Source organism: Streptomyces xinghaiensis S187, assembly GCF_000220705.2.
GTDB classification, from domain to species: Bacteria; Actinomycetota; Actinomycetes; order Streptomycetales; family Streptomycetaceae; genus Streptomyces; species Streptomyces xinghaiensis.
The window spans coordinates 6,113,570-6,126,091 of record NZ_CP023202.1; the positions used below are offsets into that span (position 1 = coordinate 6,113,570).

Annotated in this window: 7 protein-coding genes, 1 tRNA gene and 1 pseudogene; 2 read left to right on the forward strand and 7 right to left on the reverse strand. The window is 69.7% G+C overall.

Features of this window, described 5'->3' with window-relative positions:
• Nucleotides 1–15 precede the first annotated feature (15 nt).
• The 5 genes from SXIN_RS26070 to SXIN_RS26090 form a co-directional block, all read right to left on the reverse strand.
• Complete coding sequence (locus SXIN_RS26070; protein ID WP_050930805.1) at nt 16–4,500, reverse strand: golvesin C-terminal-like domain-containing protein; 4,485 nt, start codon at nt 4,498–4,500, stop codon at nt 16–18.
• Nucleotides 4,501–4,617: 117 nt separating this feature from the next.
• Complete coding sequence (locus SXIN_RS26075) at nt 4,618–5,622, reverse strand: hypothetical protein (RefSeq protein WP_019708890.1); 1,005 nt, start codon at nt 5,620–5,622, stop codon at nt 4,618–4,620.
• A gap of 34 nt (nt 5,623–5,656) precedes the next feature.
• Nucleotides 5,657–6,112: a hypothetical protein gene (locus tag SXIN_RS26080; RefSeq protein ID WP_039821232.1), complete on the reverse strand. Its 456-nt coding sequence runs from the start codon at nt 6,110–6,112 to the stop codon at nt 5,657–5,659.
• Nucleotides 6,113–6,188: 76 nt separating this feature from the next.
• A complete protein-coding gene (locus SXIN_RS31370; RefSeq protein WP_157916343.1) occupies nt 6,189–6,680 on the reverse strand; it encodes a hypothetical protein in 492 nt (163 codons plus the stop codon).
• Between the two features lie 326 nt (nt 6,681–7,006).
• Nucleotides 7,007–7,399 (reverse strand): VOC family protein, encoded by a 393-nt coding sequence (locus SXIN_RS26090; protein WP_019708887.1) that lies wholly within the window; start codon nt 7,397–7,399, stop codon nt 7,007–7,009.
• Nucleotides 7,400–7,971: 572 nt separating this feature from the next.
• Between SXIN_RS26090 and SXIN_RS31375 the strand changes: the two genes are divergently transcribed.
• Complete coding sequence (locus SXIN_RS31375) at nt 7,972–8,694, forward strand: hypothetical protein (protein WP_019708886.1); 723 nt, start codon at nt 7,972–7,974, stop codon at nt 8,692–8,694.
• A gap of 123 nt (nt 8,695–8,817) precedes the next feature.
• On the opposite strand, the gene SXIN_RS26100 is transcribed toward SXIN_RS31375, so the two are convergent.
• A complete protein-coding gene (locus SXIN_RS26100; protein ID WP_039821236.1) occupies nt 8,818–10,461 on the reverse strand; it encodes a glycoside hydrolase family 27 protein in 1,644 nt (547 codons plus the stop codon).
• A gap of 726 nt (nt 10,462–11,187) precedes the next feature.
• Between SXIN_RS26100 and SXIN_RS26105 the strand changes: the two are divergent.
• Nucleotides 11,188–12,105 (forward strand): annotated as a pseudogene (locus SXIN_RS26105) (CE1 family esterase); the annotation flags it as partial.
• Between the two features lie 191 nt (nt 12,106–12,296).
• Here SXIN_RS26105 and SXIN_RS26110 read toward each other — a convergent pair.
• A tRNA-Leu gene (locus SXIN_RS26110) sits at nt 12,297–12,381 on the reverse strand.
• Nucleotides 12,382–12,522: the final 141 nt, after the last annotated feature.

Here is a 12,522-nt window from a genome sequence, read left to right on the forward strand (position 1 = left end):
TTCGCGGTCCGGCTGTCAGCTGATGTCGCAGACCGACGTGATGTCGCAGTACTCGAACCCGGTCTGGACGACGTATGCTTCCCGGTCGAGCAGACGGATCTCGGACGTGAACCGCCCGAGGTCGCCACCGGCGTCCGTGTTCTGCTTGGCCGGGACGGCGGCGCGGCCGCAGATCTCGTTCCACGTCGGATACGGGTAGTTGTTGTCGAGCTTCAGCACCCAGCTTCCGTCGGATCGCTTGTCCGCGTAGAACTGTGCGCAGTGCTTGCCCGAGGACAGCGTCATCCCACCGCTCTCACGGGATTTCGCGAACGGGTATTCGTCGCAACTGGTGCCGTCCGCGTTCGGATGCGGGTTCCACTCCGCGACCGCGAGCATGCACATCTTGTCCCGGTTCTCCTTGGCCTTCGCCTCATCCGCCAGACGGTGCAGTGGCTTGTTGTGCCGCTCGCTGCCCGGGTGGGAGGCCAGCTTCTCCATGAGCACCCAGTAGTACGCGGCGGCGGCCGGGTATTTCTTGGTGTTCAGCTGGAGCGTCGGCGTGTATCGAGGGAACACGCATCCGGTGTTGCCGCCCACCTTGTTGTCGCAGCGGACATCGAAGGCGTTGTTGGTCCACTTCGGGACGGCCCGGACACCGGCGCTCGGTGTGGACCATGTGGTGTTCCACGTGAAGTCCAGTTTCGATTCGCCTCCGGTGGTCTTCTTCCAGGTGTAGGTGTTGGTCCGGGTGGCGACGTGCGTGTCACCGGGAGTCCACGTCGTGCTGCCGGTCCAGGGCCCGGTGCTCTCGGTGCAGTCGCCCGTCGGCCAGCAGTCCTCCGCGAACGACGTCAGCGTGGTGGAGGTCAGCCCCGTCATGTTGACCAGAGACAGTTCGGTCCACGTGGTGAACTCGTTCGACTTGGGGTTGAGGTTGATCTCCTGGACGACCTTCATGGTCGCGTTGCCGACGGGGACGCCGTCCCGTGTCGCGGTCAACGGAAGCAGGCCGCGCAGACATCCTTGCGTCCTGGTCTGCATGGCCGCGCCGTTGACGTTGGCGCACCAGCCGACGGGGCCCGCGGCCGCCGAGGCACGCCCCTCCCTCTCCGGGGACGCGGTCTTCTTCTCCTCCAGCGGCACATAGGAGCCGCACCAGCGGATCCCGTCGCGACCGGTCGCGCACTCCGGGCCCTCCTGCGCGGCGGCCGCCGACGACTTCGAAGCGGCGCCCGCGGGCACTTCCTCGGCATCCTGAGCGGCCACGAAGTCGACGTCGGGCGCGTTCGGGTCCGCTTCGGGGAAGACGATGTCGTTCAGACCGTCGTAGTCCCCGGGTACGAAGGCGACGGCATCGTAGGCGATGTCCTTGGAGCCGTCGCCGCCGTTGAAGTTGTCCAGACTGACCTCGGGCACGCTGTCGTTGAACCGGTACGCCCCCAGGTCCACCCACTTGTTGGACTGGTTGGCGTCCTGCGAGATCGCCTTGACGGTGGTGCCGTGCGCGTGCTTGATGCGGTATTCGGCCTTGGAGGTCTGTGCCCCGTGGTCGGGTATGTGCGCGTACACCTTGGCCTGGCCGTCATGGGAGGTGATCCGGCTCCCGAGCTTCCAGGTGCCGGTGACCTTCATGCGGTCGCCGGGCTCCGGGAAGGACTCGGGGGAGCGGGTGTGGGTGAACCAGAAGTGGTTGCCGTACGCCGCGCCGATCTGATGCGTGTCGATCTTCCCCGGATAGGTGGTGACCGTCTCCCCGGTATCGGTGTCGATGATGTCGGAGGGCCGGTACGTGAAGGCGAACGTGCCGTCCGACTCGACCGCCCCGCAGCCGCGTGAATCCGATCCCGCCGGGGTCGTGCCGTCGGGCAGCTCGTCCACGATCAGTGCGTTCGAGGGCAGGCCGCTGCCGCAGCGCGGCGGGTAGGAGTCGGCGTCCGGCTGTTCCGGATACGAGGTGTTGAAGCGGTGCACCTGGTGGCCGCACTCGGCCCCGGTGTCGCAGTTCTTCCACTCGGCCGGCTGGTCCCACCAGCAGTGCAGCCAGTGCGGGTTGCTCTGGGAGTCGCCCGCGTCGAGCTTGCAGGCGCCCAGACCGGGATCGTTGGAGTCGTCGTCACCGATCTTGGACGGGTCGCAGTCGTTGGAGGCGTCGCAGAACAGGTCGAGCGGCGGCTTGACGGTGCTGCGGTCCGCGTTGCTGTTCCACCAGGCGGCCAGGTAGCCGGGCCGGAAGTCGCCGGGGGCGAACATCGCCGAGATCGGGCGCGCCGCCCAGCCGAGGACCTTCTCCTCATAGGGCCAGTCCTGCGGGTGCGCGGCATGGCTGTAGTCGTCCCGGGCCGGGTCCGTGGCGCTCTGCAGGAAGGGGACACGGTTCGCCTTCCACAGCGGGTTGGCCGGGTTGTTGGTCCAGCCCAGCCCCTTGTGCCCGTCGGAGTCGGCGGTCGGGTAGAAGCCGGAGTTGTACGCCCACAGGGCGAAGAACCAGTTCTCGATCCACTGCGGATGGCCGTCGTTGACCTTCATGCCGGCCCGGTAGGTCTGGTTCCACTTGTCGGAGAGGATCCGCACGCCGTAGGCGATGTTGGAGGTGTAGTCCAGCGCGACAGCTTCCTGGGTGTAGGTGGACAGCGCCGTCTCACCGTCCTTCTCCTTGCCGGACAGCCGCATGCCGTCGGTGGCCTGGGTGATGCCGTAGCCGCAGTCGGCCTCGGAGAAGTTGATGCGCCACGGGTCGGCCTGCGTGCCGTCGGAGGTGTACTGGGTGCCGTAGTAGTTGCCGATGAGGCTGTTGGCGGTGACACCGGGGACGGCGAACCGCGTGGCCTGCCACATGTTGGATTCCTGCGCGGTGACGCCGAGCATCACCTGCGAGGGTATGTGCCAGCGGTCGGTGACATCGGGGTCCTCGTTGTCGAGGGTTCCGTTGGGGTCACCGGCCAGCACCGTTGCCGGGAACAGGCCGCCCTGGGGCTGGTAGCCGCCCATGCCGGTGTTCTTCCAGTTCGGTGAGCGGTAGAAGTTCAGTTCACCGACGACGGCCTGGTCCACGGCCCACTCCACCTGCCGGGGGGTGGGCTGGAACGCCTGCTTCCTGACGTCGTTGCGGGCGACCGCGCAGTAGCGCTCGTCCGTGCCCTCGGACGGGCTGTCCGCCCGGCCGGCGAGGGGCTGGGTGCGCACCGTCTGCGGGGACATGCCGCCGTCCTCGAGCGGCGCTGCGCCTCCCTGCGGCTTCGTTCCGCTGTGCGGCTTCGTTCCGGGCCGCGGTGCCGCCGGCACCCCCAGAGCCGGTGAAGGGGCGCGGCCGGTGCGGGCGTTGCCGCCGGCGGCCTTCGGGGTGACGTCCAGGGTGACGGTCTTTCCGGTGGCGAGCACGCGCAGCGCGGTGCGGGCGTCGCGGACCGCGTCGGCTTCGCTGGGGGTGATCAGGCTGGTCTTTCCGTCCGCCCAGGTGGTGGAGACGGCGGCGTGGCCGAGGCTGGACATGCGGGCGCCCTTGGCGAGGCGGCCCGGGTTCTTCACCTTGTCCGGCAGGCTGCCCTTCCCGGCCGCTCTGCCGGTGATGAAGACCTGGCCCGACGGGGTGCCGGTCAGGTCCCAGTCCCGCAGGTGCCCGGAGGCGACGGTGACCGGCGTGGCCTTTTCGCCGGCCTGCACCTGCGGGCGGGTCAGGTGCTTGGCCCAGCTGACCGTCTCGGTGCCCGTCTTCTCCGGCTGCCGGTCGATGAAGGTGACGCCGCCGTCGCTGTCGGCCGTGATCTGGAACGGCACCGCCGTGGTCGCGGCGAGCACCCGCTCCCTGGTGCCGTTGATCCGCACCAGCTTGTCGCCGTGCGCCGCCACGATGCCGTCCCGGGTGGGGACGGCGGAGGTGACCTGCCCGGGGAACGCCACCGGCCGGGAGGGCTTGCCCGTGGCCGCGTCAACGCTGATCAGCCGGGTCTTCTGCTCGGCGTCGCCGTCCCAGGAGAGCTGCGTGAACACCGCCTGCCGGCCGTTGCCGCAGCCGGGGGAGAAGTGGGCCAGGGACGCGGTGAAGGGCAGCTTGGTGACTTCGCCGCTGCCGAGATCGACGATGGCGGTGAACGCTCCCCGCACCATCAGCTCGGGCTTGTTGGTGAAGGTGCGGGGCGCGTACGCGACGGCCGCGTACTTCCCGGACCCGGTCAGGCAGGCGTTGCCGATCCAGGTGTCGGTGTCGAAGCCGTCCTCGGAGAGGGTCGCGGCGGTCTTCCACGCGTAGCCGTCACGCTCGTCGGCGACGAGGAGATGAAAGCCGGTGCCGTCACCGGACGTGGTGAAAGCGGTGTCCTTCGATGATGCGTGGCCCGAACCGAGAACCGCCGCGCGGTCGCCCTTGGCGACGGAACGCGGCTTCGGCTTCGGCTTGGACTTCGGCTTGGATTTCGACTCGGCGTCGGCTTGCCCGGCCCAGCCCTGGGCCGCGCCGTCCGGCGGTGTGGATCCGGATGCTTGCGCGGGCAGGCTCAGGGGTAACGCCAGCGCGATCGCCATCACGGTGGTGACGGGAACACGCCAGTGCTTGTACACGTGTCTCACAGGCGTCCTTTGTTGTCTGTTGCGCGGTGTCCACTGCGCGGTGTCCACTGCGCGGTGTCCATGCCGTGTTGGCTACTGCGCGTCGGCCTCGGCGAGCACGGCCTTCTTCGACTTCTTCGCCGAATCCAGCTGCGCCCTGTTGTCCTCGATCTGCTGTCGCTGGATCTTCGACTCCTCGTCGAACCAGACCTTCACCAGGTCCGTCTTCTCCTTGCAGGCGATGTCGTCCAGGGCCATCCGGATGGACTCGGCGGTCGCCTTGCCGTCCTTGTCGAGGGCCAGGCCCGCGTCCATCGCCTTGTACGGGTCGGCCAGGCCCGCGTGCCCCTTGGTCTTCATGCACGACGACCAGTCCTTGAAGACGCTCTGGACCGGTTCGGACTGCTGGGACCGGATCAGGCTGTCGCCGTTCAGGTCGCTCACGGTGAACGCGTCGGCCTGCTGCTTGGCCGCGCCGAGCTGCTCGTCGCTCCATCCGGCGCAGCCTCCCTCGCGGAGCTTCTTGCCGTTGTGCTCGGCCCGCGCGGGCTTCGTCCTGGGCGGCGCGACGAAGTACGACCCGCCCGCCTCGGCGCCCTCCGGCAGTGTGGCCTTCTCCGGCTTGGTGTGCCCGGTGAGCACCTCGACCTCGACATCCGACAGCTCCTGCTGGGGCTGGTCGACGTGGTGCGTCAGCTCCTCGGGGATGCCGTAGCCGTACGTCTTGGCAACCGTCTCGTCGGTGATGCCGTAGCGGCGCTCGATGTTGGCGTCGTTGTTGCTGGGCGGCGGGTTCGCGCCCGGCTCGGGGAAGTCGACGGTGAACCCGTACTCGGCCATGCACTGCTTCTGGAGGGCGTTCTTGGCCTCGTCGATGGCGACGGTGTCCGCGTAGGAGAGCATGTAGTCCTCCAGCGGTAGTTTCAGACTTTTCGTCAGGCCTCTGACGGGGGTCTCCTCGGGCCACAGGCTCTTGTCGACGATCTGTCTGTCCGCCCCTGCCGGCGAGGCGTCCGTGGTGGCGTTCGAGGAGCAGGCGGATATCAGGCCGGTGGCGGCGACGGCCACGACGGCGAGCGCCTTTTTGCTGGGAGTCATGCAACCTCTTCCGGGCGGGTTTCCGGGCCGATGTCTAGGCGAAGTGCTGGGACGCGTTGTTGTTCTTCAGGGCGGAGATCAGGTCGGTGTGGTCGCAGTCCCCGTACGGGCCGTTCTTGCCGAAGTACTGGGAGGTGCCGCCGTAGCCGGAGTTGTAGTAGACGCGGTAGTTGTCGGCGGGGGCGCAGTTCATGACGGATGCCGCGTTGTTCTTCATGTACTGCCAGGAGCCGCTGCCGTTCCCGTTGAAGACGTAGCGGTAGGTGCTCAGGCTGGAGCCCTGGTACCGGCTGGTGCCCCAGTAGTCGCTGACGTTGCCGTAGAAGATCGACCAGCTCGTCACGTAGCGCGAGCCGTCCGCGTTGTACGAGTACGCCTTCGAGTTGTAGAAAAGGAAGATGTCCCCTTCGGTGCAGTTGATCCACGGGACATCGCAGTTGTCCGTCACCTTGTACTCCGCGGCCTGCGCGGGAACAGCCGCTGCCAACACGGCGGCGGCGGAAACGAGGACGGCGCAGGAAGCCCTGCAGGCAGGGCGAAGGGAAAGATTTTTCGCCGGTTCCTCTTCAGTAGGTCGAGATTCTGTCGATGTAGATCTTCGGTTGCTGCGGAATGGGTCCGAGATGGGTTCCTCCCACGCTTTCGGCTTCGCTCCTGCTGCCGTGAGCGGGGACGCCATAGATGCGGAAGGTGTTGGTGGCGACCCAGTCGATGTCGTCGCCAATGCTGACAACGATGTCGAAATTCACGGATTCATCCGTGTCGTTGTGCACGGTGACCGCGGTGAAGACCCCGTTCTCCTTGGGGGTGGCCTTCACCTCCACATCGCCGTACCGCAGAATCCGCGTCGTGCCGTCCTGGGAGAAGGACGGCACGGGATCCGGATCCGGTGACGGCGCGCTGGGCGTCTCCCCCGAAGGTGTGACAGCCGCCTCCGCGGACGCGGTCGCTGCGGGGGAGGCGCCGGGAGTGCCGCCGTTCCCGCCCTCAGCGCTGCATCCTGCTGCCAGTAGGGTCAGGACGGCAGCGGCGACCTGAAGTGCGGTGCGTAAGTGCACGGATATCCCCCGTCAGTGTTGAACAGTCCATGCCAACTCGCACGACCGTTGCACCCTAACCACGGGCCGACACGGCTTCAACACATTATTCTCACGCGCAAAACCATGGCATACCGCAGCATGTAGGGCGTCCCCGAGCCCCGAGGGCTGCCGTCCGGTGCGTGCCTGCGGCGTCCGGCGAGCGGGCACCCCGTCCCGCTCCGCGCGGCCACGCCCCCGGGGCGACCCGCCCGTACCCGGTCGGGCCGTGCCCGCCCAGAGGGCCGCTACGGCGGCTCTGGTTCGGGATGACCGGTGGGCGGTCCGGCGCCGTGTGCGGCCTCCGGTCAGGGGTGACGGGACGCGAGGACGCAGAACTCGTTCCCCTCCGGGTCGGCCAGGACCACCCAGCTCTCCTCGCCCTGGCCGACGTCGACGCGCCGGGCGCCCAGCCCGAGCAGGCGGCGGACCTCCGCGTCCTGTTCCCTGTCGGTCGGGTTGACGTCGATGTGGAGCCGGTTCTTGACGGTTTTGCCCTCCGGCACGCGCGCGAACGTCAGCACCGGCGGCACGGGGCCGGGGCGGTCCTTGCCCTCGGGCACCGCGGGGGAGCCGATGGTGACGATGCCCTCGTCCTCGTTCTCGTCCCGCACCTCGTAGCCGAGGACCGAGCACCAGAAGCCGGCGAGCGCGCGGGGATCGGCACAGTCGATCGCGAGCTCGGTGAACGCGCTGGCCATCTCGGGACCTCCCGGTCACCCTGGATCCATTTCCGTCCACCGGCGGCTGCCGTGACGGACCCCGCCGACTGCCCTTCCGGCCGTCCTTCCCGAGATCCTTTCACTCAACCGCCCGCGTCCGCCGCACAGTTCGGGTGACGCTGCCCCGACGGCATGCTCACCCCGTCGGACACGTGCGGCGCACGTCCCACCGGGCCGGCCCGGAACCATGGACGCGAACAGGTTCACGGGTGCCGGCAAAGCCAGGAGAAACCCGAGGGCGACCGCGTGGCTCACCGTGCCGTGTGTGCTCCCTCCTGCTGTTTCCCGTCCTCGCCGGACTGGCCGGGGTGTCTGCCCCAGGCCTGCCAGTCGTCCGACGCCCTGGAGCCATGGAGTTGAGGGTGCCCCCGGGTTCGCGGATGCATCCGGGGAAGGAGCCCTCCGGGTTACCCGGCCGGGGGAGCCCTGATGGGTCACTCCGGAGGTCCTGGGGTTGAGGTCCGGCAGGTGTTCCGGTGTCGTGGTGAAGTGGTGACGTGGTGGGCCCCGTCGCGCCGCGCGGGGCGGGTTCGCAGCGGAGGTGGCTCAGCGTGGTACGGCGCCGTCCGAAACGGTGGGATGCCGGCTCCCGTGACGTGCTGGCGCACGACCTGCTGGAGCGCCTCACCCCGGTGATGAGCGGCCTGGGGCTGCTGTTCCTGCTGGTCGTCGTCGGCGAGCGCATGGCGGAGCCGGGGAGCGGTGCGGCCACCGCCCTCGCCGTGGCCGGGTGGCTGCTGTGGGGGGCCTTCGCCGCCGAGTTCGCGGCCCGGCTCGCGCTCGCCCGCCACCGCGGCCGCTTTCTGCGCAGGAACGGGTGGCAGATCATCTTCCTGGTGCTGCCGTTCCTGCGGGTGCTGCGCCTGCTGAAGTCGCTGCGGCTGCTGCGCACCGGCAGAGTGCTCTCCTCCACCCTGCGGTCCTCCCGCTCGGCCGGGCGGATCCTCGGCGACCGGGCGGTGTGGCTGTCCATGGTCTCGCTGATCGTCGTCGTCGCGGCCAGTGAGCTGCTGTGGGAGTTCGACGGCGCCCACGGCTCCTACGCCGCCACGCTGCACGCGACCGCGCTGATGACGATCAGCGGCGAGCCCGTCCGCACGGTGAGTGCCTACGGCAGGGTCCTGCAGGTGCTGCTGGCGATGTACTCGGTGGTGGTCGTCGCCGCCCTGGCGGGCACCTTCGGCGCCTACTTCGTCGAGAAGCGCGCCGCGGAGGCATCGAGCGAAGGCGCCCCACCGCCGGTACCGGGGGCCGGGCCGCCCGGCACCGGCTGAGGAAGCGGGCCGGGCGGTGGCCGGACCGGCGTGCGGCAGAAGCCGCTCCGTCCATCCGGGACGGCGCGACCGTACCGCCGGTACGGATTCACCGGACGGGCGGGCTCAGGACCCGCCGGATGCTCACACGCGGGTCCACCGCTGGCCGGCCCGGCCGTCGCAGGTCCACAGGACGAGCGGAGTCCCGTTCGCCGTGCCGGCCTGGTCGGTGTCCAGGCACAGCCCGGCGTGGACGTTGCGGATGGACCCGTCGGGACCGAGAGTCCACTTCTGGTTGTCCTGCCCGTTGCAGGGCCAGGTGACGACGCGGGTGCCGTTGGCCGTGCCCTGCTCGTAGGCGTCCAGGCACTTGTCGCCGAAGACCCGGATCTCGCCGCCGGCCCAGGTCGTCCAGAGCTGGTTGGCGGCCGTGTGGCAGTCCCAGATCAGCACCGTCGCCCCGGCCGCGGTGGAGGCGTCGTCCACGTCGAGGCAGCGGTCGGAGCCGGCGGTGCGCAGCCGGGAGGTGGTGGCGGCGAGCGGGCTGCCGCCGGTCACCCGGTACACGGCCACGCCGTGCGCGGGAACGCTCGCCGAGATCCGGCCGGACGTGTTCGACGTGCCGCCGGTCCACAGGTCGGTGAGGGTGAACGACCCGCCGGACAGGCCGGCCTCCGCGGCCGTGGTGGTGACGGTCGTGGCGGCGTCCCCCCGGTTGAACAGGCCCACGGCGACCGATCCGTCGGACAGGGCCTTGGCGAACACCTCGGTGCCGCCGTCGTCGCGCACTCTGCGGCCGCCCGCGCCCAGCGGGTCCTGGTTCACCGCCAGCAGGCGGGGGTTGCGCAGGATCGCGCTCACGTCGGCGGACATGGTGCGGATGTCGTTGCCCGCCATGAGCGGGGCGGCCATCAGCGCCCACAGGGCGAAATGGGAGCGGGACTCGGTCAGGGACAAGCCGGGGCGGCCGACGACGAGCATGTCGGGATCGTTCCAGTGGCCGGGGCCCGCCTGGGCGGCCAGGGGTGCGGTGACGTCCAGGACGTTGCCGACGCCCATCGGGTAGCTGTTGGTGTTGCCGTTCTGCCAGATGTCGAGCAGGTCCTCGGTCGTCCGCCACAGGTCGGCGACCTCGCCCCAGTTGTACGTGTCCCCCGTGATGGCGTGGAAGCTGTTGGGGTTGATGCTGTAGACGATGGGGCGTCCGGTCGCGCGCAGGGCGTCGCGCATCAGAGCGAACCGCGCGACCTGTTCGTCGCGGGTGCCGCTGGAGGAACACCAGTCGTACTTGAGGTAGTCCACTCCCCATGAGGCGAACGTGGCGGCGTCCTGGCGCTCGTGCCCCTTGCTGCCCGTCGATCCCGGGTAGGTGCCGACGCCCTGTGCGCAGGTCCGCTCGTTCGGAGCCTGGTAGATGCCGAACTTCAGGCCCTTGTCGTGGATGTAGTCACCGAGCGCCTTCATCCCGCTGGGGAACTTCGACGGGTTGGCCCGCAGGTTGCCCGCGGCGTCGCGCTGCGGGTCGAACCAGCAGTCGTCGACCACCACGTACCGGTAGCCGGCGTCCCGCATGCCCGAGGACACCATCGCGTCGGCGGCCTCGCGGACCTGTGCCTCGGTGATCCCGCACCCGAAGCTGTTCCAGCTGTTCCAGCCCAGCGGCGGGGTGACCGCGGGACTTCCGGGCGCGGCCCGGGCGGTCGGGGCCGGGGCCGTGACACACGCGGTGACCGTCAACGCGGCGGCCGCACAGAGGCCGAGCAGTCGTCTGCCTGATCGTAGGGGCACCGTCCGTTCCTTTCGCACGAGGGACAGGGCGCGGTACGGGTGGTGCGGGGGCAGGGTGTTCCATATGTCGAACGGCATTCGAAGTGCCAGACATTCATGGATGGTAGGGCGGCTTCGGGTGGTGTCAAGACGTCCCGTACGCAAGGAGCGGGCCTCCCGGCGCTCCGGCCTGCTGGGGCGGCGTTTCGGAAGAGGGCGGGGTCGCGCGGGGCCGCGTTCCCCGGCCGGAGGTCTGCGGGAGCCCGGTGGGTGGCGCCCAAGTCCCGGATGCCGCAGGGGTGTTGACGAACGCCGTCCGTCTCCTAACATGCATGACGTCCGACTAGTCGATTGATGGTCGAAATATCGAACATTCATCGACGTCACCGGCCGCGCACCCCGCGGCCGGCACCGCAGCCCCCGCATTCCGCACCGCCCGCATGTGAGTACCGCTGAGGCTCCCCCCACGCCACTGCGAGGAAGACCGGAACGCTTGGTGAGCGCGGGATGAGCCCCGGCGAGGAGCCGCACAGCCTGCACCGCCGGACGCGGGCACCAGCCCGCACCCGCGGCGGCAGCCGATCCACCCCCGCTCACCGACCACGTCGCGTCAGAGGGCCGGGACACGTCCCGGCCGGATCACGATGTCAGCCGGCGAGGTCCGAGCTGTCCACTCCACGAAACGGCCCACCCGTGAAACAGCCCACAAGGAAAGGAAGGAGAACCATGAGACGCGCCTCCCTCGTCATGTCCGCGCTGCTCGCGGCACTTCTCGTCATGGCCCCTGCCGGTACCGCGCTGAGCAGCGGCCTCGACGCGGCGACCCCGCCTCCGGGCGTCCCCGACGCCTCGGGGACCGCCGGATGCGGCAAGGCCCCCACGCTCACCAGTGGTACGCACACGATCTCGAGCGGCGGCCAGAACCGCAGCTACATCCTCAGAATTCCGGCCGGTTACGACAACAACCGTCCCCACCGGCTGGTCTTCGGGTTCCACTGGCTGAACGGCACCGCCCAGGACGTCGACTCGGGCGGAGCCGACGGCTACAACTGGTCCTACTACGGACTCAGGAGACTGGCGGAGAGCTCGGGCAGCCCCACGATCTTCGTCGCGCCGCAGGGTCTCAACAACGGCTGGGCCAACTCCGGCGGCCAGGACGTGGCCTTCTTCGACGCCGTGCGCCAGCAGGTCGAGGCCGACCTGTGTGTCGACGAGACACAGCGGTTCTCCACGGGATTCAGCTACGGCGGCGCGATGACGTACGCCCTCGCCTGCACCCGGGCCTCGGTCTTCCGGGCCGTCGCCGTCTACGCCGGCGCGAACCTCAGCGGATGCAACGGCGGCACCGAGCCCGTCGCGTACATGGGGCTGCACGGCGGCAGTGACAACGTGCTGCCCATCTCCCTGGGGCGGTCGCTGCGCGACACCTTCGTCCGGAACAACGGCTGCGCCCAGCAGAACCCGCCCGAGCCGCCGAACGGCAGCCGGACCCACATCGTCACCGCCTACTCCGGCTGCCGGGACGGATATCCCGTCGTCTGGGCCGCGTTCGACGGAGGCCACACCCCGGCGCCCCTGGACGGGTCCACCGGGCAGGGCTGGCAGACCTGGACGTCGGGAGAGGTGTGGAAGTTCTTCACCCAGTTCGAGTCCACCGCTTCCACCGCTTCCACCGCTTCCACCGCGCCCACCGGCGGCCGGTAGGCCGCGGACGGGCGCCCGGCGCGTGCCGGCCCGCCGCGGACATCCGCCGCGGCCGGCGCGCCGCCGGGGCCGCTCCGGTCCGGCCCCGGACAGCGGAAAGCCCGTGCGGTGCGCGGCTTGCGCCGCCCGCACGGGCCGTTTCCCGACTTCGGTGTCCGAGGGGGGACTTGAACCCCCACGCCCGATAAAGGGCACTAGCACCTCAAGCTAGCGCGTCTGCCATTCCGCCACCCGGACGAGGTGTCCGCCGCCGTGGCCGTGGCCTGTGGCGACGGGAAAACCATAGCAAACATCCGGGAGCGGTCGATCAGCCACCCGATCGGCCGCTCCCGGCCGCCCGCCCGGACGGTACGGGAGCGGCGGCCCTCCCGCGGGGAC